15 protein-coding genes are annotated in these 19359 nt (G+C 72.1%); 10 read left to right on the top strand and 5 right to left on the bottom strand.

Annotation, left to right across the window (positions count from 1 at the left end; all coding sequences use genetic code 11):
* The first annotated feature begins 17 nt into the window (after positions 1–17).
* Both ACZ39I_RS38300 and ACZ39I_RS38295 read left to right on the top strand, forming a co-directional pair.
* Positions 18–2885 (top strand): DEAD/DEAH box helicase, encoded by a 2868-nt coding sequence (locus ACZ39I_RS38300; RefSeq protein WP_467249863.1) that lies wholly within the window; start codon positions 18–20, stop codon positions 2883–2885.
* An 884-nt stretch (positions 2886–3769) separates the two neighbouring features.
* Complete coding sequence (locus ACZ39I_RS38295; RefSeq protein WP_467249862.1) at positions 3770–5740, top strand: SWIM zinc finger family protein; 1971 nt, start codon at positions 3770–3772, stop codon at positions 5738–5740.
* 1 nt (position 5741) lies between these two features.
* Here the strand turns inward: ACZ39I_RS38295 and ACZ39I_RS38290 are convergent, their stop codons facing one another.
* Together ACZ39I_RS38290 and ACZ39I_RS38285 are read right to left on the bottom strand one after the other, a co-directional pair.
* On the bottom strand, positions 5742–7322 hold the full coding sequence (locus ACZ39I_RS38290) for a SpoIIE family protein phosphatase (RefSeq protein WP_467249860.1): 1581 nt from the start codon (positions 7320–7322) through the stop codon (positions 5742–5744).
* Positions 7319–7849, bottom strand: coding sequence for a methanogen output domain 1-containing protein (locus ACZ39I_RS38285; protein ID WP_467249858.1), 531 nt, complete (start codon positions 7847–7849; stop codon positions 7319–7321). Before ACZ39I_RS38285 ends, ACZ39I_RS38290 begins: the two co-directional genes overlap by 4 nt.
* A gap of 264 nt (positions 7850–8113) precedes the next feature.
* On the opposite strand from ACZ39I_RS38285, the gene ACZ39I_RS38280 reads away from it, so the two are divergent.
* Complete coding sequence (locus ACZ39I_RS38280) at positions 8114–8527, top strand: ATP-binding protein (protein WP_467249856.1); 414 nt, start codon at positions 8114–8116, stop codon at positions 8525–8527.
* A gap of 347 nt (positions 8528–8874) precedes the next feature.
* Here the strand turns inward: ACZ39I_RS38280 and ACZ39I_RS38275 are convergent, their stop codons facing one another.
* A complete protein-coding gene (locus ACZ39I_RS38275; RefSeq protein WP_467249854.1) occupies positions 8875–9729 on the bottom strand; it encodes an RNA polymerase sigma factor SigF in 855 nt (284 codons plus the stop codon).
* A gap of 180 nt (positions 9730–9909) precedes the next feature.
* Between ACZ39I_RS38275 and ACZ39I_RS38270 the strand changes: the two genes are divergently transcribed.
* Positions 9910–10401, top strand: a complete 492-nt coding sequence (locus ACZ39I_RS38270) for a hemerythrin domain-containing protein (protein ID WP_467249852.1) — start codon at positions 9910–9912, stop codon at positions 10399–10401.
* A 117-nt stretch (positions 10402–10518) separates the two neighbouring features.
* On the opposite strand, the gene ACZ39I_RS38265 is transcribed toward ACZ39I_RS38270, so the two are convergent.
* The gene (locus ACZ39I_RS38265) at positions 10519–10689 is read right to left on the bottom strand and encodes a DUF5670 family protein (RefSeq protein WP_030933194.1); all 171 of its coding nucleotides are present in this window, start codon (positions 10687–10689) and stop codon (positions 10519–10521) included.
* A 158-nt stretch (positions 10690–10847) separates the two neighbouring features.
* Between ACZ39I_RS38265 and ACZ39I_RS38260 the strand changes: the two genes are divergently transcribed.
* Positions 10848–11339 (top strand): GNAT family N-acetyltransferase, encoded by a 492-nt coding sequence (locus tag ACZ39I_RS38260; RefSeq protein WP_467249851.1) that lies wholly within the window; start codon positions 10848–10850, stop codon positions 11337–11339.
* Positions 11340–11563: 224 nt separating this feature from the next.
* Here ACZ39I_RS38260 and ACZ39I_RS38255 read toward each other — a convergent pair whose 3' ends face one another.
* Entirely contained in the window at positions 11564–14968 is a 3405-nt protein-coding gene (locus tag ACZ39I_RS38255; protein ID WP_467249849.1) for a hypothetical protein, read from the bottom strand.
* Positions 14969–15149: 181 nt separating this feature from the next.
* Here ACZ39I_RS38255 and pcaDC point away from each other — a divergent pair, with 181 nt between their 5' ends.
* The 5 genes from pcaDC (at position 15150) to ACZ39I_RS38230 (ending at position 19326) form a co-directional block, all read left to right on the top strand.
* Entirely contained in the window at positions 15150–16448 is a 1299-nt protein-coding gene (gene pcaDC, locus ACZ39I_RS38250) for a bifunctional 3-oxoadipate enol-lactonase/4-carboxymuconolactone decarboxylase PcaDC (protein WP_467249847.1), read from the top strand.
* Positions 16449–16479: 31 nt separating this feature from the next.
* The gene (locus ACZ39I_RS38245) at positions 16480–17115 is read left to right on the top strand and encodes an MBL fold metallo-hydrolase (protein ID WP_467249845.1); all 636 of its coding nucleotides are present in this window, start codon (positions 16480–16482) and stop codon (positions 17113–17115) included.
* 30 nt (positions 17116–17145) lie between these two features.
* Positions 17146–17925: an exodeoxyribonuclease III gene (locus tag ACZ39I_RS38240; protein ID WP_467249843.1), complete on the top strand. Its 780-nt coding sequence runs from the start codon at positions 17146–17148 to the stop codon at positions 17923–17925.
* Positions 17926–18045: 120 nt separating this feature from the next.
* Entirely contained in the window at positions 18046–18453 is a 408-nt protein-coding gene (locus ACZ39I_RS38235; RefSeq protein WP_306974396.1) for a DUF6278 family protein, read from the top strand.
* Between the two features lie 126 nt (positions 18454–18579).
* Positions 18580–19326, top strand: coding sequence for an amino acid ABC transporter ATP-binding protein (locus tag ACZ39I_RS38230; protein ID WP_356022428.1), 747 nt, complete (start codon positions 18580–18582; stop codon positions 19324–19326).
* The last annotated feature ends 33 nt before the right edge of the window (positions 19327–19359 follow it).

The raw sequence follows: 19359 nt of genomic DNA, 5'->3' as shown, positions 1-19359 counted from the left end.
GGGAGGTGACAGGACGTATGAGCGACAGGGCCTTGGTGGCCGAGCGCAGGGGTGAGCGGCAGGACGCGGCCGTCCCCGTCCGGCTCGCCGCCGTCTTCCTGCCCGCGCCCCTTCCCCGAGAGGGCCGGATCGCGTTCTGGGACCCCGAGGGCGAGCCCCTGCCGGCCGAGAGTCCCGACGCCGACACCACGTCCCCCGAGCGCACCGAACTCACTGTCGTACGGCCGCACGGAGCCGCGGGCCGGCGCCGGACCGCTCCCGCCCTCTCGCTCCCGGTCGGTGAGGCCCTGCCGCTGCTCGTCCGGGCCCGGCGTGATCCCGCCGCCCACCCCGCCACCGCCTGCTGGGGCGCGGCAGCCCTGCACGCGCTGCGGCTCACCGCCCGCGGCCGTCTCCTGCCCGGACTCACCCCCACCGGCCACGACGCCTGGCGGGCCGGCCCCCTGGACCCGGACGACATCGCCCACCTCCGCGCGATCGCGGCCGCCCTGCCCCCCGAGGGACACGCGGTCCCGCTGCCCGGCCCCGGCCCGCTCCGGCTGCCGGAACCCGAAGCCCTGATGCGGTCCTTCCTGGACGCGGTCGCCGACACCCTGCCCCGCACCCCCGCGGCCCCCTACGCGTCCGGCAAGCCCTTCGCGGCCCGTGCTCCCCAGCGACTGCCGCACGCCCAGGACTGGGCCGCCGAAGTCGCCGCCGGCATGGACGCGGGCGTGCGGATCTCCCTGCGCCTGGCCCTGTCGGCGGACAACCTGTTCGACGCCGGCGCCGGGGGTGTGCGCAGCGCGGGCGCCGCGATCGTCCAGGTGCACAGCCTCGCCGACCCGACCCTGGTGACCGACGCGGCAGCCCTGTGGGCGGGGGACGCCGACGCCGTCTTCGGGCCACGCGCACGCGTGGACGCGGCCCTCGCCGTGCGCCGCGCCGCACGGGTCTGGCCGCCCCTGGACCGGCTCTCCGAGCAGGACGTACCCGACGTACTGGCCTTGTCCGACGAGGAGTTGGGCGACCTGCTCGGCGTGGCCGCGACCCGGCTCGCCGCGGCGGGAGTCGCGGTGCACTGGCCGCGGGACCTGGCGCAGGACCTCACCGCGGCGGCGGTCGTACGGTCCGCCCCGGGCTCGGCGACCGACGGCACCGGCTTCTTCGACAGTGAGGAACTCCTCCAGTTCCGCTGGCAGTTGGCCCTCGGCGGCGACCCGCTCAGCGAGGCCGAGATGGACACGCTGGCCGAGGCCCACCGCCCCGTCGTACGCCTCAGAGACCAGTGGGTGCTGGTGGACCCCGCCCTCGTCCGCAAGGCCCGCAAGCGCGAACTGGGCCTGCTCGACCCGGTCGACGCGCTCTCCGTGGCCCTGACCGGCAGCGCGGAGGTCGACGGCGAGACGATGGAGGCGGTCCCGGTCGGCGCGCTCGCCGCCCTGCGCGACCGCCTGACGACCGGAGTGCAGCCCGCCGAACCGCCCGCGGGACTGCACGCCACCCTCCGCGACTACCAACTCCGCGGCCTGGCCTGGCTGGACCTCATGACCTCCCTCGGGCTCGGCGGCTGCCTCGCCGACGACATGGGACTCGGCAAGACGATCACCGTCATCGCCCTGCATCTGCGTCGCGCGCGCCGAGAGCCGACCCTGGTCGTCTGTCCCGCCTCCCTCCTGGGCAACTGGCAGCGGGAGATCACCCGGTTCGCGCCCGGTGTCCCCGTCCGCCGCTTCCACGGCACGGACCGCAGCCTGGACGGCCTCGACGGCGGCTTCGTCCTCACCACGTACGGCACCATGCGCGCGGCGGCGACGAGACTGGCCGAACAGCGTTGGGGCATGGTCGTCGCGGACGAAGCCCAGCACGTGAAGAACCCGTACTCGGCGACCGCGAAGGCCCTGCGCACGATCCCGTCGCCCGCGCGCGTGGCCCTGACCGGCACACCGGTCGAGAACAACCTCTCGGAACTCTGGGCCCTGCTCGACTGGACCACCCCCGGACTCCTCGGCCCCCTGAAATCCTTCCGCGCCCGGCACGCGCGCGCGGTGGAGAACGGCGAGGACCAGGAGGCGGTGACCAGGCTGGCCAGGCTCGTGCGGCCCTTCCTCCTGCGCCGCAAGAAGTCCGACCCGGGCATCGTCCCCGAGCTGCCGCCCAAGACGGAGACGGACCATCCCGTCCCGCTCACCCGCGAGCAGGCCTCGCTGTACGAGGCGGTGGTGCGCGAGTCGCTACTGGCGATCGAGACGGCACAGGGCATCGCGCGCAGGGGCCTGGTGCTGAAGTTGCTCGGCGCGCTGAAGCAGATCTGCGACCATCCCGCGCTGTACCTGAAGGAGGAGGTTCAGCCGACGGCCGGAGAGCGCCTGGTCGCCCGCTCCGGCAAACTGGCCCTGCTGGACGAGCTGTTGGACACCCTGCTGGCGGAGGACGGCTCGGCCATCGTCTTCACCCAGTACGTGGGCATGGCCCGCCTCATCACCGCCCACCTCGCCGCCCGCGCGGTCCCGGTGGACCTGCTGCACGGGGGCACGCCGGTACCGGAGCGGGAACGCATGGTGGACCGTTTCCAGAGCGGCGCGATCCCGGTCCTGGTGCTGTCGCTGAAGGCGGCGGGCACCGGCCTCAACCTCACCCGCGCGGGCCATGTCGTCCACTTCGACCGCTGGTGGAACCCGGCCGTCGAGGAACAGGCCACCGACCGCGCCTACCGCATCGGCCAGACCCAGCCCGTCCAGGTCCACCGCCTCATCGCCGAGGGCACGGTGGAGGACCGCATCGCCGAGATGCTCGAATCCAAGCGCGCCCTCGCCGACGCGATCCTCGGCTCCGGAGAGTCCGCCCTCACCGAACTCACCGACCGCGAACTGACCGACTTGGTCTCCTTGAGGAGGTCGTCATGACCCCGGGCCCCGCCGACGAGGCCCGCCGAGCCCTGCGGGCGGCACGGGAGCGGGCGGCGAGGGAAACGACGGAGGACGCGGGCGGGGAGACGGTCACCGGGGCGTGCGGCGAGGACGCGCGGGCGGACAACTCGGCGGAGGCGGGTGCGGGGGCCCGCACCGCTGAAGCCGGTGGTGGTCCGGGGGCGCGGGAGGCTGACGATTCGGCAGCGCGGGGTGCGGGGTGCTTCGGGGCTGAGGGGGATGGCGATCTGGCAGTGGGGGAGGCCGGGAATTCCGCGGCGGCGGGTGCCGGGGGCTTCGCGGTGGCGGGGGGTGGCGTTCCGGCGGTGGGGGAGGCCGGGAATTCCGCGGCGGCGGGTGCCGGGGGCTTCGCGGTGGCGGGGGGTGGCGTTCCGGCGGTGGGGGAGGCCGGGAATTCCGCGGCGGCGGGTGCCGGGGGCTTCGCGGTGGCGGGGGGTGGCGTTCCGGCCGTGGCGGAGGCCGGAAATCCCACGGCGGCGGGGGAGGCCGGGAATCCGTCGGCGGCGGATGCCGGGAGCTTCGCGGTGGCGGGCGATGACACCTCGGCGGTGTCGGAGACCGATGACTCTGTGGCGTCCGACGCCGGGAGTTGTGCGGTTGTGGAGACCGGGAGTTCTGCGGCGCAGGGGACGGGGAGCCGCGCGGTCGAGGAGAGCGGCAGCCCAGAGGCGAAGGGGACGGGGCACGACGGGGCGCACGGTGCGGAGAGCCGCGCGGCCGGGGCTACCGGGAGCTCTGCGGTGCCGGGAAGGGGGCGCCTTCCTGGGGGCAGCCTCGCGGAGCATCAAGGGGGCAACTCTGCGGCGCGGGCCGCGGCTACGGCGGCGGACCGCGCCGCCGCTGAAGGTACGGCTCGCCGGATGAGCGCGGACGCCGTCGGGCCGGATACCGCCGACGGGCAGGACACGGTGTCCGAGAACGCCGTGGCCGAACCCGACCTGGCCGAGCCCCGGCCAGGTGACGCCGCCCGTGCGGCCCTGCGGGAAGCTGTCGCGGCGCGGCGTGGTGTCACGGGACGGTCCGAGTCGGGCGCCGGTGCCACTGCCTCCGGCGCACCCCTACCGAAAGCCGTCGCGGCCCGGCGTGAGTCGATCGTGGACACGACCGGCGCCACAGGTCGGTCCGACGCGGACGCAGCCCCCACCACCGCGCCCACCGCCTCCCCCTCCGTCGAACCCACGGACCGAGACACGGATCGCGTCGCTGAGGCGGCTCGTCCCGGCGCACGCCCTGCGGATGCGGTCCGCGAAGCGCTGCGCGCGGCACGCAAGAGGCGGGCGGACGCCGAGGCCGCGGAACCGGAGGCGGCCCACGCGCGCCGGTCGCGCAGCACCTCAGCGACCCCGGCCCCGACCCGGAACCGTACGCCGAGTCCCACCGCCGGCGTCCGGGCGCGTGACGTACGGGAGTTGCTGGCCGACGTCTTCCGGATGCCCGACGACGCGACCCTGCCGGCGGAGGACCCTGAGGCCAACGGCCCTACACAGCAGGGCAGTTCCGTCCCGGGGAGCCACGTTCCTGTCGGCAGCCCCCTGAACACCCCGTCCGCACCCCGTCACCCCCACTCCATGGCCGCCCCCAACCGGGACAACGAGCTGCGGCGCACCTTCCCGGCCTTTTCTCCCCACGCTTCCGAGGACTCCCGGTTCGCCGCCACCTGGTGGGGCAACGCCTGGGTCACCGCGCTGGAGGAGGGCGCGCTGGACGCCAAGCGACTCGCGCGGGGCCGCGGTTACGCCGAGCAAGGGAACGTGGACGCGATCACCGTGACGCCCGGTCTCGTGCTCGCCTATGTGCAGGGCAGCCGCGCCCGGCCGTACCGCGTGCAGGTGCGGTTGCGGACGCTCGGCGACGCTGACTGGGACCGCTTCCTGGACCTCGCCGCCGACCGGACCGGACACATCGCCGCACTGCTCGACAAGGAGATGCCCGAGGCGCTGGCCGAGTGCGGAGTGCCGTTGCTTCCCGGCCCCGGTGATCTCGAACCGCAGTGCAGCTGCCCCGACCGCGGCCACCCCTGCAAACACGCCGCCGCCCTCTGCTACCAGACCGCACGCCTCCTCGACGCCGACCCCTTCGTCCTGCTCCTGCTGCGCGGCCGTGGCGAACGCGAGTTGCTCGACGCCCTGTCCCGCCTCAGCGCCGCCCGCGCGGCCCGTGCCGCCCAGGAACAGGAGCCGGAGCCGCTGCCCGGCGTACGGGCCGGTGAAGCACTCGCGCCCCGCCGACTCCCACCACTCCCGGCCCCGCTGCCCGTCCCTCCGCATCCCGAGCAGCCCCCGGCCTATCCCGCGTCCCCGGGCGGCCCCGACCCCTTCGCCCTGGACCAGCTGGCCACCGACGCCGCCGCCCGCGCGCACGCCCTGCTCGGCACCGGCCGCGACCCGGTCGGCGAACTCACCCTCTGGCAGGACGCGGTCCGCCTCGCCGCCGCCCGCCCCGGTTCCGGCCTCACCGCCGGCACCCGCGCCCTCTATGCCTCCCTCGCCGCGGCCACCGACCGCACCCCGGCCGACCTGGCCCGCGCGGTCGCCGCCTGGCGGCAGGGCGGACTCGAAGGACTCGCCGTCCTCGAAGAGCCCTGGGACCCACCGGCCGGCCGTTTCGACCGCGCCCGTCCCCTCCTCCTCGCCGCCGACCTCCCCGCCTTCCGCCCCTGGCGTAACCACCTCACCCACCCTCGCGGCCACATCCAGCTCCGCCTCGGCCACGACGGCCTGTGGTACGCCTACGAGTCCGAACCGGGCCGCGGCGACTGGTGGCCCCGCGGCACCCCTGACCTGGACCCGGTCGGCGCCCTCACGGGCCTGGGCACACCGACCGACCTCTAGGTCAGACCGACGGGGCAAAGCGGACGCCGAGCAGGGCCCGGTCGTCGGGGAAGGCCGCCTCGGGCTGGTGGTGCAGGAAGCGGTCGCACAGCTCGGTGATGTCCAGGCGGCTGGTGGTGCGGGCGAACTCGGTGAGCCGTTGCAGGCCGATGGCGAGGTCCTCACGGCGGCGCTCGATCAGTCCGTCGGTGTACAGCAGCAGCGTGTCGTTCTCGGCCACGGCGGTGTCGGCCTGCCGGTAGCGGACGTTCCTGACGGGCCCGAGCGGCGGAGAGGTGGCCTTGTTGAGGTAGTCGCTGGTGCCGTCGGCGTGGATGAGCAGCGGTGGCGGGTGGCCGGCGGTGGCGTAGGTCAGGGTGCGGGTCCGGCGATCGAAGACCAGGTAGCAGGCGGTGGCCATCCGCCCCGGGTGGTACCGGCCCAGGAAGGTGTTGACCTCGTCGAGAACGGCGGCGGGGTCGGTGCCGCAGCGCGGCACGATGTTGCGCAGGGCCGCGGTGACCTGGGCCATGACGGTCGCTTCGTGCAGTCCGTGGCCGGCGACGTCGCCGATGCTCAGGCCGATGTGGTCGGCGTCCACCTCGTAGACGTCGTACCAGTCGCCGCCGACCGAGAGCAGGTCACTGCCCGGGGCGTAGCAGGTGGCCGTCTCCAGGCCGGACAGCTGCGGCAGCTGTGGCAGCAGGCTGAGCTGGAGACGTTCGGCGACCCGGTGTTCGTGCTCGTGGAGCCCCGCCCGGCGCAGGGCCTGGGCGATCTGCTGCGCCACGGCCGTCACGTGCGCGGAGACGGTGGAGTGCTGTGAGCCGTGCACGACGAGCATGCCGAGCTGGACGCCGTCCGCCTCCAGGGACAGAGCGAGCGGCACAGCGTCCCCGGCCTCGCGGGGAAGCGAGTCGTCCGCGCGGTACGGCCGGTCCAGGTCGGTCCAGCCGCCCGCGTCGGCCCGAAGGCCGTTGTCCTCGGGCTGCAGGAGCGGTACCAGCCGCGCCGAGTGCAGGAAGAGTTCCGCCGCGGTGGCTCCCAGGGCGGCCGGCGCCACCTCGCTGACGACGCGGGAAACCTCCGCGAGGCTGATGGCGGCGGCCAAGGCGGCGGTCAGGTCGTACATGTGCTGCAACTGAGCGCGGGCGGCCTGTTCGGCGGCCAGCAGCCGTGCCCGGTCGACTTCGGTGGCACGGCGGAATGCCACCTCCCGGTTCAGCGCCTCCACCTGCTGGCTGAGCGCGACGAACCGGTCGGAGGCGCCGGCCTCGACGAGGTGCAGCTGCACGGCGGGCTGTGGGCCGTCCCACCAAGTGGCCCGCGCCCCGTGACAGCGAAACCGCCGCTTGCGGCCGTCGGCGTCCTTGAGAACCAGCGCGCCGGGCACGGGGCTGCCGCTGCGCAGCCACACAGCCATCTGCTGACGCAGCCGCGGCGTGTCGTCGGGCCGTAGATCGAACACGCTGGCACCCGGGCACAGCCGGTCGTCGGAGCGGATCGCCGCCGGGTTGGCAGCCAGCACGCGGCCGTCGGCCCCGCAGAGCAGCACCGCGTGGGGCAGCGGTTTGGTGATGGCCCGGAAGAGGCCAAGGGTCATGGAGCCACAGCCCGGTCGTCGAAGTACTCACGGCCGTTCACCGTCTCGATGTCCACGTCGGGGATCAGATGCACCACCACGCGGCAGCCCGCGTCGCCGCGCGCGATGGTCTCCTCCAGCTCCACCCGCGCATAGCCCAGATTGCGGGCGGCGATGGTGCCGAAGACGTTGGACGTCATCATGCACATCGACTCGCGGCCCACCACCTTCTCCGCGAACGGGCACATCCGGTTGCCCAGCACGATCTTCGTCTCGTCGTGCTCGATGACGTAGAAGTCACCGTTGATACGGCGCTTGAGGTCTACGAGGGCCTCGGCGACCTGCTCGCCTGTGAGCCGGTCGGCTCCCAGCGCCTTGAGGTACATCTCGTCGATCTGGGTGCCGACGGCCTGTCCCACGAGGCTGACGTAGCCGGACGCCTCCTCCATACCGATCACCGACTCCAGCGATGTCGCCAGCTCACGCACCAAGGTCCGCAGGAACACATCACGGTCCAGTGGAATCTCCACATCCGAAACCTGTTCCATGTGGGCTCCCTCGGTTCTCGGACCACGGCGGCAGCGCGACCGGCGTGGCTCCGTTTCGTGTGACGGGATGATTCTGCCAGCGCCCTCCGGGCCGCCACCACCAGTCCCGTCGACAGCGGTGTACGAGCCTTCACAGGATCTGCCGGTCATCCGGCGGCGACAGATGGTTCACCGGGCGGGCAGCGGTAACCCGGAGGACGACTGACACTGGCTGTGCACAGCGCCAGTCGGCGACGGCGCAGGGCTACCCCGCTGGAGGAGCGCGTGGACAGCGAACTGGACAGCGAACCGACCATCCCATCCTGCGAGTCACGCTTCCCCGCGGTCACAGCGAGCATCGGAGCCGCCCGGCACTGGGTCCGCGAGTGCGTGGAGGGTTTCGGCGGCCCGCTGCGCCGCCACCGGATGATCCAGACCGCCGAGCTGCTCGTCTCGGAACTGATCACCAACGCCATCCGCCACGGCGCCGGTTCACCGGTGATCCGACTCACCTGGAACGGTCGGCTGCTGCGCATCGCGGTCAGCGATCACGGCGACCGTCGGCCGCGCGTATGCGCCACCACGAACATCGAGCCCGGCGGCTTCGGCCTGCAACTCCTCGAACGACTCTCCCACCGCTGGGGCGTCACCCCGCGCCACCCCGGCAAGACGGTGTGGGCCGAGCTCAGCTTCGCCTGAGCGGGCCTCTTCCGTGCGGTGCATCAGTGATGTCGAACGGCAGTGTCCGGTGGGTCGTTCTGAGATACGCGCCCGTGGTGAGATCAGCGCCCTCACACGTCCGCCGTGGGAACGGGCCCTGCCGAGCGCGGGCAGGTGGGCGGCCCGGGCCTGACGCTGGTCCGGCACGACGGTGTGCTTCTTCCTCAGCCTGTAACCGCACGCGCAGGCGGCCACTTCTACGCCGCGGCTCCCCTCGGGGCACTTCCGCGGCACGGTCCTGCCGGGAGCACGCCGGGCGGCGTGACCGCACCGGGGGCGTAGTGGCCGCCTGACGACAGCGAAGGCGTCGTGTGTGACGCGGCGGGTCAGTGGGTGGTGAGCATGCCCTCGCGCAGCTGGGCCAGGGTGCGTGACAGGAGTCGGGAGACGTGCATCTGGGAGACGCCGAGTCGTTCGCCGATCTGGGCCTGGGTCAGTTCGTCCACGAACCTCCAGTGCAGGATCTTGCGCGAGCGCTCGTCGAGGTCGGCGATCATCGGAGCGAGGGCGTGGAAGTCCTCCACCAGTTCCAGTGCGCTGTCCTCGTTGCCGATGAAGTCGGCCAGGGCCGTCTCGCCGTCCTCGCTGTTGTTGATGGCGGCGTCCAGGGAGGAGGAGCGGTAGCCGTTGGAGGCCAGACGTGCCTCGATGACCTCCTCCTCGTCCAGGTTCATCAGCTGGGCCAGTTCGGCCACGGTGGGTGTGCGGCCCAGGCGGCTGCTCAGTTCCTCGGTGGCGCGGGCCAGCTGGACGCGGGCCTCCTGCAGACGTCGCGGAACGTGTACGGCCCACGTGGTGTCACGGAAGAAACGCTTGATCTCTCCCACGATGTAGGGGATCGAGAAGGAGGTGAACTCCACCTCCCGGGAGATCTCGAACCGGTCGATGGCCTTGATCAGACCGATCACACCGACCTGGACGATGTCCTCCATCTCCTCCGCGTCCCGGCTGCGGAACCGGGAAGCCGCGAAGCGGACCAGGGAAATGTTCATCTCGATCAGCGTGTTGCGCGCGTACTGGTACTCCGGCGTGCCCTCCTCCAGGAGGGCCAGCTGCTGGAAGAACAGGCGGGTCAGTTCACGCGCGTCCTTCGGAGCGACCTTGGACGGGTCGGCCACCTCCGGCAAGGCAGAGCAGTGCGCATCCGCCGTCGTCGCCGTCGCTGCCGTATCCGAGATCATGTGTCCCTCCCCTGTCGGTCCTGCTGACAGGCCATTTCGGCTCGCCGCAGCCGCGTCTACCCCTTCCTCCCGCCTTCATGCCAACTCCTTCCACGATCAGGTCGTCGTGATGAACGAGGCAGGACGGGGTACGGGATATACCGGCAGATTTCCCCCCGCACGAAGGTGATGCCTCAACCCATGGCAGAGACACGAGACGTCGTTGAACTCATTCTCCAGGACCACCGGAAGATGGAGGATCTCTTTCGTCTGATGCGCAGCGTCGAAGCCGACCGGGGCGCCGCTCTTCGGGAGTTCTCCGATCTGCTGATCGCACACGCGCTGGCGGAGGAGGCCAAGGTCTATCCCGCCCTCAAGAGCTACAAGAAGATCGACGACGACGAGGTGGAACACGGCGAGGAGGAGCACGAGGAGGGCAACAAGGCACTTCTGGAGCTGTTGGAGGTCGACGAGGTCGGCTCCGAGGAGTGGGACGAGAAGCTGGAAGAACTCGTGCAGGCCGTCACCCACCACGCCGACGAGGAGGAGCGCACCATCCTCAACGGAGCACGCGAGAACGTGGCCATGGAGCGCCGCGAGGAACTGGGAGAGGCGTTCGTGGAAGAGCGCGAGCGTCAGCTCAAGGAAGGCTGCGGTGCCGTGGACAACGTGCGCCGCATTGTCGGCTCCTGACCGCAACGCATTCGCGGGTGACGAGACCGTTCCAACGGCAGGATGCTCTGATCCCGGACATGCCTGGGGCCCCCGGAATACGTTCCTGGGGCCCCAGGCATGTCCGGGATCGGCGGGTTACCAGCGATACCAGCGTCCCTTGCGGCCGCCTGTGTCGGCGGAGCGCATGACGAAGCCGAGCAGCCAGACGACCAGGACGATGACGGCGATCCACCACAGTGCCTTCAGCGCGAAGCCCGCGCCGAAGAGGATCAGTGCCAGCAGAAGAACGAGAAGCAGGGGAACCATAGTTATCAACCTCCGTCGCTCCTCGTGCCCGGCGAATACGAGAACACGCAATCGATTTCCCTGGTTTCTTCACCGTTCTCACGGGCACTGAACCCGGTTGCTCCGCGCCGTGTCGACCCGCCGCAGGAAAGCATTCCCCGGTGCGCAATACTCTCCCGATGAGTTCACGCACTTCCCGGATCAGCCGGCCGATCACCATTCGGAGGGCCGTCGCACGGGATGCCAAACGGCTCACACGGCTCGTGCGCGGCTCAGGGGCCTACGAGGGCAAATACGCAGCCGCAGTGGCGGGCTACCGGGTCGGTCCTGACTACATCGACGCCCACCGTGTCTTCGTAGCCGTAGGCGCCGACGAGTATGAAGGCGGCAGGGTCCTCGGGTTCTACTCGCTCGTCCTCGCTCCACCGGAGCTCGACCTGCTGTTCGTCGCCGACGAGGCGCAAGGTCGGGGTATTGGACGGCTGCTCGTCGCGCACATGCAGTCCGAGGCCCGCGCCGCCGGGCTCGACCGTGTCAAGGTCGTGTCGCATCGCCCCGCCGAGGACTTCTACCACCGCGTCGGCGCAGTCCGGATCGGGACCGCGCTCGCGAACCCGCCCGCCGTGCCGTGGGACCGGCCCACATTCGAGTTCCGCATTCCGCCGGAATGACGCGTGGGCAGGCCCGCCGCGCGGTGCCGCGGAGGAGCTGGGCTGCAGTCGGCCCGGCTCCGGCGGGGTCTGTGTTCGGGGACGGTTCGGTGCGTGGCGTGCGACGCGGCCTTGCTGTGCTCGTCGTGTATTTCCATGCGGCGTCGGTGCGGTCGTCGTGGGTGTGTACGCAGAGGCGATCACGGCCAGGCGGTCACCGGCCGGCGCCACCGCGCGGGCCCCGGTCACCACTGGATCGTCCCCGGGACCGACGGCGGCGCCTCCCGTGCCGTGACCGTCTCGCGTGCCGACGCGCGGACGTCGGGGTGTGCGTGCCGGCGCAGAGTGCGGAGCCGGCCGCGCCACGGCTCCGTCCACCGGGAGCGGCTGCCGCCGGAGACGGTGAGCTTGATGGCGAACAGGCCCTGGGCCAGGCCCCGTTCCGCACCCAGCGTGCGGGCGGTCTCCCACCACGCGTCCGGCGCGGGGCCGCTGATCGCGCCGAGCCGCGAGCTGAGTCCTTCGGCGATGTCCCGGGCGAGCAGCGGACGTCCTTCGCAGTCGGCAGCCAATCGGCGCAGGCCCGCCGACAGCGCGCTGGCGTCCTTGTCCAGGTCGAGGGCGTACAGCCGGAGTTCGGCGACGGAGCGTGCGAAATCCTCGTGCCCGGCGGCGGCGGCGGCGGTGTCGGCGGCGCGCAGCAGCACGTCCGCCGTCGGTCGGCCCCCGCCCCGGTAGCGATGGTGGAGCAGGAGGTGGTGCAGCAGGCTCGCGGCCCGCTGCCGGGCCGGCCGGTCGCGTTCGGGCTCGGCGTCGGGCTGGTCCGGGTCTCCTGTGGCTTCCAGCATCGCCCGCAGGGCCCGAAGGTACGGGCCGTCGTCGTCCGCCGCGAGCTCCACCAGCTCCTGCCCGGCCATCGCCCACACAGCCCGATCGGCAAGGTCCGTGGTGGCGGCCACCAGCAACTCGGCGATCTCCGGCTGCCACGGCGCCCATTCCGCCAGTGCCGGGAACAGCGCCGCAGCCGTTTCCGGTTCGAGCGGCAGCTCGCAGGCACGAAGCAGCAGCCCTGCGTACCTGGCCCGATGCTCCTCGTCCACCTCGGCCACGGCCGCCCGTGCCAGCTCCCGGCGGAGCTCCGTACGTCCCTGCGCGGCCGACTCCAGCATGGGCCAGCCGGCCGGCTCCGCCAGCATCCCCTGGACGAACGCGACGCACACCGACTGCACGTCGTGGTGCTGCCCGGGCAGCTCGAACGCTTCCCGCAGCAGCGGCGCCGCCTGCACCGGGGGCAGCATCGTCGCCGCGAGGCGCACCGCCTCCTTGCGGCTGGTGACCTTCACCGTCCGCGGGTCCTTCGGCGTGAGCAGCCTGCGGAGCTCCGAGGCGAGCCGCGACGGCGCGACGTACTGCGCGGCCCGCGTCGCCGCGTAGACCGCGACCCGGGCGCGGTCACCGCCCGCGTGCTCCAGCAGCAGCGGCAGCACCTCGTCGGGGCGATCGGTCCACGGCAGCGCGCCGAGGGCCGCCTCCGCCAGCGGGACGTTCGACGATCCCGTATAGCGGCGGACGAGTTCCGGGCCCGCCCCCGGGATCACTGCCGCCGCCGCGAGGGCCCGGACGCGCACATGCACCGGCTGCCCCGCGTCGCCCGCTGTGCGCGCGAGCAGCTCCGCCGCCGCCCGCTGCTGGCGCGGCACCCAGCGGTGGGCCCGGTGGGTGGGTGGCGTCCAGTGGCTGCGGGCGGTCAGGAAACGGCCGTACGGTGGGGTGTCCGCCAGCACCGGGTCGAGCAGGTCCGTACGCCGCTCCGTCAGGACTCTCAGAACGGACGGCAGGACGGCGGCGGACGGCTCCAGCCGCACGATCCGCTCCACCCGCTCGTCGCGCCCCTTCGGCTGCTCCAGCCAGAGGTCGACGGCGGTGCGGACGGACGCGTCGTTTCCGAACTGGACGGCCTGCCACAGGTACTCCTGGAGTTCGGCCATCCCCCACGCGCGCCGCCCGAGTGCCCGTACGAGTGCGAAGACGAGCGAGTAGTCGGCCTTGTCGGTGGCGGCCTCCAGCCACGGCCGTAGCGCCGCCAGCACCTCGTACTCCTGGCCGCGCCGCAGCACGGTGTCGAGGCGGCCGACGTTCACGCCGCCGGTGTGGCCGGACAGCCGGGTGAGGGTGTCGAGGGCCCAGCCGATGAGACGCGTGCCGCCCGTGACGGCGTGCTCGCGCAGCACGGACAGGGCGAGCGTGCTGAGCGCGTGACGGGTGCTCCAGGAGGAGTCGCGGGCTTCGACGGCGTCGACGGCGATTCGTCCGAGGTCCTCGGCGGCGTCCTCCGCGAACAGCGAAGGAGGCACCTCTGCCAGCGCGGAGAGGGCGGCGCTGCGGACCGGGTCCTGTTCATTGCGGAGCCGCACCAGCGCACGCAGCAACCGGCTCACTTCCTGTGGGTCGCGGGAGCGTGCTGCGTTGCGGACGAGCAGGGGGTACGCCGTGGCGCGGTCGTCCGCGGCGGAGCGGCGGACGGCGGTGAGAAGGTCGTCACGGACCTCGTCCGGCGGCAGACAGGCGGCTGCTGTCAGTATCTGCGTCCAGTGCGCGCCCCTGCCGCGGGCCAGCGTTGCCATCCGCCGGGCCTCGGCAGTGCGCCGCTCATACGGCAGTACGTCGAGCAGGGCGGGGCTGAGGTCCGCGTGGGCGAGGTCCTTGCCCTCCATCGCCGCGTCGAACAGGGCGCCGCGGCGGGAGGGCGGCAGGCAGGCCAGCAGCCGGGCGAGAGCGGCCGCGTTGTCGTTCCAGGCGCGGGCAAGGTCGGTGAGTTCCGCCGGGTCGTGGCGGACGAGGCGGCGCAGCACGGCGGGTTCGAGGTGGCCGCCGTTCAGCCGGGACCGCAGCTTCGGGCGCAGCAGCAGCCGCACCGTACGGCCGGGATCCGCCTCGACCAGGAGGTGCAGCTTGCGATCCACGGGCATCGGCAGCGTCTCGTAACGCTCGAGCACAGCCAGCACACCCAGCGGATCCCGTTCGGCGAGGAGCGCGAGCGCGTCCGCGTGGGACGCCAGCCAGCCGTCCCGTACGACGGCGGGGAGGGTGTCGAGCCGGCGCTCCACCTCGGCGAGCAGCAGAGCGGGATGGCGGGCGGCGAGCAGCCGGTAGGAGCTCAGTCCGCGGAACAGGCGGGGCAGCAGCCGGCCTGCGGTCTCTGCCGTGCAGGCGGCGAGCAGTTCCGCGGCGGCCTCGGCGCCCCATCGCCGGTACGTCGGCTCGACCAGCGCCTCGGCGAGGCCCGTACGCCCCGCTACGGCGATGGCGTGCACGAGCTGCTGCCGGACGGCGGCGGGTGCGTCCTCGATGGCCTCGATCACGGTGGCGTCCGTGAGCCGCCCCTGCCGCAGCGCCCTGATCGCGGGGGCGCGGACGAGGCGGTCGGGGTCCGCGAGGCAGCCCTCCAGATACGTGTCGTGGCGCACCATGTCCGCCACGGTGGCGGCGAGCCGTTGCCCGTGGACGCCGTGGGCGGCGAGCCCGGTCACAAGCTCGTCGACCGCCCCCATTGCCGCGGCGCGCCGGGCAGCAAAGGCCAACTCACGCATGCGGTGGGGGTAGGAGAGCCGGTCGACTGCCGTGAGCAGGTGTTCGGCACGCTGTGACATGAGGGCGATTCTGCCCGGCGGGCGGGGGTGTCGCCTGCGGATTTCGGCGGGGCAAGTCCCGTCGCGAAACCGCCCCTTGCCGCGAGCGCCACGCGGCCCGGGAGATCTTCCACCTGGTCGGACAGATGCAGCCGGGACCCCGCTCAGAGGGGCTGTCGTGAAAGATGAGAGGCTCGGACGGGTGAGCGAGACACCACCGAACACCCTGCAATACCGCTTCGACGGGCCAGAAGAGGCTCCCGTCCTGATCCTCGGTCCCTCATTGGGTACCACCTGGCACATGTGGGACCGCCAGGTCCCCGAACTGGTCAAGCAGTGGCGCGTCTTCCGGTTCGACCTGCCGGGACACGGCGGCGCCCCCGCCTACCCGGCGGGCTCGGTCGGCGACCTCACCGACCGGCTGCTCGCCACGCTCGACCGGTTCGGGGTGCAGCGCTTCGGCTACGCGGGCTGCGCGCTCGGCGGCGCGGTCGGCATCGAGCTGGCGCTGCGCCACCCGGAGCGGCTCGCCTCCCTCGCGCTGATCGCCGCCTCGCCCCGCTTCGGCACCGCCGACGAGTTCCGCCAGCGCGGGGTGATCGTGCGGACGAACGGGCTCGATCCCATCGCCCGCACCTCGCCCGACCGCTGGTTCACCTCCGGGTTCGCCGCCGCCCAGCCCGCGATCACCGAGTGGGCCGTGCAGATGGTGCGCACCACCGACCCCGGCTGCTACATCGCGGCCTGCGAGGCGCTCGCCGCGTTCGACGTGCGGGCCGGCCTCGCGAGCGTCGGGGTGCCGACCCTGGTCCTCGTCGGCTCCGACGACCAGGTCACCGGCCCCGCCGAGGCTCGCACCCTGGTCGCGGGCATCCCGGACGCCCGGCTCGCCGTCGTACCCGGCGCCTCCCACCTGGTGCCGGTCGAGCAGCCCGCCGCCGTCACCGACCTCCTGGTCAGACACTTCTCCACCGCCTGGCAGGCCGCCTTCGACTCCAGCACCGGCCAGACGGCGATCCCCACCGCCCCCCTCACACCGGTCCTCAACGCCGCGCCGCCGCACCCCGTGCCGATCGCCGAGATCGCACCGGCCGCCCCGGACCCGCACACGGCGGGCCGTGCCGATCCGTACGACACCGGCATCAAGGTGCGCCGCGAGGTGCTCGGCGACGCGCATGTCGACCGGGCGCTGGCGCAGGCCGACGACTTCTCGGGCGACTTCCAGGAGTTCCTCACCCGCTACGCCTGGGGCGAGATCTGGGACCGGCCGGGGCTCGACCGCCGTTCCCGCAGCGTCGCCACGCTCACCGCGCTGGTCGCGGGCGGCCACCTGGACGAGCTCGCCGTCCACACCCGGGCCGCCCTGCGCAACGGCCTCACTCCCTCAGAGATCAAGGAAGTGCTGCTCCAGGCGGCCGTCTACTGCGGTGTTCCGGCGGCCGCCAGCGCGTTCAAGGTGGCCCAGCGGGTCATCCGCGAGGAGACCACCCCCACCGAGTGAGCCGGGCGCTTCGCCCAGGCAGGATGGATCCATGAAGCTCACGAAGATGTCGCACGCCTGTGTCCGTCTGGAGAAGGACGGACAGACGCTCGTCCTCGACCCCGGGGCTTTCAGCGAGGAGGACGCCGCCCTCGGCGCGGACGCGATCCTCGTCACCCACGAGCACCTCGACCACTTCAGCGAGGAACGGCTGCGGGTGGCCCTGGACGCCAATCCGGCAGCCGAGATCTGGACGCTGAAGTCGGTCGCCGAGAAGATCGGGACGGCCTTCCCGGGCCGCGTGCACACCGTCGGCCACGGCGACACCTTCACCGCCGCCGGCTTCGACGTCCAAGTCCACGGCGAGCTGCACGCCGTGATCCACCCGGACATCCCGCGCATCACCAACGTCGGTTACCTGATCGACGGCGGCGCGGTCTTCCACCCCGGCGACGCCCTCACCGTCCCCGACCACGCCGTCGAGACGCTGATGCTCCCCGTCATGGCCCCCTGGAGCAAGATCTCCGAGGTCATCGACTACGTCCGTGAGGTAGGGCCCCAGCGTGCCTACGACATCCACGACGCCCTTCTCACGGACCTCGCCCGACCGGTCTACGACAGCCAGATCGGCGCCCTCGGCGGCGCGGAGCACCTGCGGCTGAAGCCGGGGGAGAGCACGGCTCTGTGAGTGTCAGTGCCGCCGGGTAGGTTGTCAGGCATGCGCATCGCGACCTGGAACGTCAACTCGATCACCGCTCGTCTCCCGAGGCTGCTGGCCTGGCTGGAGAGCACCGGCACCGATGTGCTGTGCCTCCAGGAGGCCAAGCTCGCCGAGGAGCAGTTCCCGTTCGACCAGCTGCGCGAGGCGGGCTACGAGGCGGCGGTCCACGCGACGGGCCGGTGGAACGGCGTGGCGGTGATCTCCCGGGTGGGCCTGGAGGACGTCGTGAAGGGCCTGCCCGGTGACCCCGGTTACGACGGTGCCACGGAGCCCCGCGCGATCTCCGCGACCTGCGGCCCGGTCCGCGTCTGGTCGGTCTACGTGCCCAACGGCCGCGAGGTCGACCACCCGCACTACGCGTACAAGCTCCAGTGGTTCGAGGCCCTGAAGGCCGCCGTCGCCGGTGACGCGGCCGGCAGCCGCCCCTTCGCGGTCCTGGGTGATTACAACGTGGCGCCGACGGACGATGACGTCCACGACGTGGCCGCCTTCGAGGGCCTCACCCACGTCACCCCCGCCGAGCGCGCCGCCCTCGCCGCCCTGCGCGAGGCGGGCCTGTCGGACGTGGTCCCGCGGCCCCTCAAGTACGACCACCCGTTCACGTACTGGGACTACCGCCAGCTCTGCTTCCCCAAGAACCGCGGCATGCGCATCGACCTGGTCTACGGCAACGAGCCCTTCGCGAAGGCCGTCACCGACGCGTACGTCGACCGCGAGGAGCGCAAGGGCAAGGGCGCCTCCGACCACGCACCGGTCGTCGTCGACCTGGACGTCTAGACCACGATCCGGACGCCTGGACCACGACGTGGACGTCCGGGCCTCGCTCACCCGGCACGGTGGAAACGACAGCCCGCGCGCCTGTGGTGCACAGGGCCGAGTGAGTGACACGCTGGGCGTATGAAGATCCCTTTTCTGGGCGGCTGGAGTGAGAAGCCGGGGACCCGCGATCCCGAGGGCATCGCCGAACTCCTCTCCGAGTGCGAGCTCCTGCGCTCCCACGCCTCCCGCTCGGGTGTCCTACTGGACGACACGGCGGCCTCGTTGGAGGCGCTCGACCAGCTCGTGCCGGGCTGGCGGGACGACGAGGAGATCCTGCTCTGGCTGGGCAACGACGCCGGGCTCTATCTGGGCACGGTCATCGTGCGGACCGTCCCGGGGGCGGCCTGGGATCTGCGCTCGGACGGCCAGCCCGTGATCCGGCTGGAATCGGGCCGCGAGTTCGACGTGGTGGCCTCCGGGCACGAGTGGGCCGCGAGCGGGGTGCCCGAGCTGTCGCAGCTCTACGCCGAGGTCGCCGAGGAGTGAATCCATGGCCGTAAGCGCGGCGTAAATACGGCTTATGATCGAAAAGTGCGTGTCGTTCCTCAAGTCCGATCTTGCCTCGATAGGTTGCGGCAACCACGACACAGCTGAGAGTGAGTAGGGCTGGGTATGGCCGTCGTCGATCCGTTGATCGAACTGCGTGACGTCAACAAGTACTACGGGGAGCTGCATGTCCTGCAGGACATCAACCTCACCGTCGGCAAGGGGGAGGTGGTCGTGGTCATCGGCCCCTCGGGGTCGGGCAAGTCCACGCTCTGCAGGACGATCAACCGCCTGGAGACCATCAAGTCCGGTTCCATCACGCTCGACGGGCAGCCGCTGCCCGAGGAGGGCAAGGCCCTCGCGAAGCTCCGTGCCGAGGTCGGCATGGTCTTCCAGTCCTTCAACCTGTTCGCCCACAAGACGGTCCTGCAGAACGTGTCGCTGGCCCAGGTCAAGGTCCGCGGCCGCAAGAAGGACCAGGCCGACCAGCGCTCCCGCCAACTCCTCGACCGGGTGGGCCTCGCCGACCAGGCGGACAAGTACCCGGCCCAGCTCTCCGGCGGTCAGCAGCAGCGCGTGGCCATCGCCCGCGCCCTCGCCATGGAGCCCAAGGCCCTGCTGTTCGACGAGCCCACCTCGGCCCTCGACCCGGAGATGATCAACGAGGTCCTGGAGGTCATGCAGCAACTGGCCCGGGAGGGCATGACCATGGTCGTCGTCACCCACGAGATGGGCTTCGCCCGCTCGGCCGCCAACCGCGTGGTGTTCATGGCCGACGGCCGCATCGTCGAGGACCGCGCCCCCGACGACTTCTTCACCAACCCGGACAGCGAGCGCGCCAGGGACTTCCTCTCCAAGATCCTCAAGCACTGAGAGGAGCGACGGCCATGGCTTCGAGCCTCGACT

It is taken from the genome of Streptomyces sp. NPDC024687 (assembly GCF_055559055.1).
The sequence above is the reverse complement of the archived record's forward strand: the minus strand, read 5'-3'. Positions and strand labels throughout refer to the sequence as shown.

Excerpts from the sequence above, each read along its gene's own strand:
- ACZ39I_RS38300 (WP_467249863.1), top strand. The coding sequence starts at position 18 with ATGAGCGACAGGGCCTTGGTGGCCGAGCGCAGGGGTGAGCGGCAGGAC.
- ACZ39I_RS38295 (WP_467249862.1), top strand. The coding sequence starts at position 3,770 with ATGAGCGCGGACGCCGTCGGGCCGGATACCGCCGACGGGCAGGACACG.
- ACZ39I_RS38290 (WP_467249860.1), bottom strand. The coding sequence starts at position 7,322 with ATGACCCTTGGCCTCTTCCGGGCCATCACCAAACCGCTGCCCCACGCG.
- ACZ39I_RS38285 (WP_467249858.1), bottom strand. The coding sequence starts at position 7,849 with ATGGAACAGGTTTCGGATGTGGAGATTCCACTGGACCGTGATGTGTTC.
- ACZ39I_RS38275 (WP_467249854.1), bottom strand. The coding sequence starts at position 9,729 with ATGATCTCGGATACGGCAGCGACGGCGACGACGGCGGATGCGCACTGC.
- ACZ39I_RS38270 (WP_467249852.1), top strand. The coding sequence starts at position 9,910 with ATGGCAGAGACACGAGACGTCGTTGAACTCATTCTCCAGGACCACCGG.
- ACZ39I_RS38265 (WP_030933194.1), bottom strand. The coding sequence starts at position 10,689 with ATGGTTCCCCTGCTTCTCGTTCTTCTGCTGGCACTGATCCTCTTCGGC.
- ACZ39I_RS38260 (WP_467249851.1), top strand. The coding sequence starts at position 10,848 with ATGAGTTCACGCACTTCCCGGATCAGCCGGCCGATCACCATTCGGAGG.
- ACZ39I_RS38255 (WP_467249849.1), bottom strand. The coding sequence starts at position 14,968 with ATGTCACAGCGTGCCGAACACCTGCTCACGGCAGTCGACCGGCTCTCC.
- ACZ39I_RS38245 (WP_467249845.1), top strand. The coding sequence starts at position 16,480 with ATGAAGCTCACGAAGATGTCGCACGCCTGTGTCCGTCTGGAGAAGGAC.
- ACZ39I_RS38240 (WP_467249843.1), top strand. The coding sequence starts at position 17,146 with ATGCGCATCGCGACCTGGAACGTCAACTCGATCACCGCTCGTCTCCCG.
- ACZ39I_RS38235 (WP_306974396.1), top strand. The coding sequence starts at position 18,046 with ATGAAGATCCCTTTTCTGGGCGGCTGGAGTGAGAAGCCGGGGACCCGC.
- ACZ39I_RS38230 (WP_356022428.1), top strand. The coding sequence starts at position 18,580 with ATGGCCGTCGTCGATCCGTTGATCGAACTGCGTGACGTCAACAAGTAC.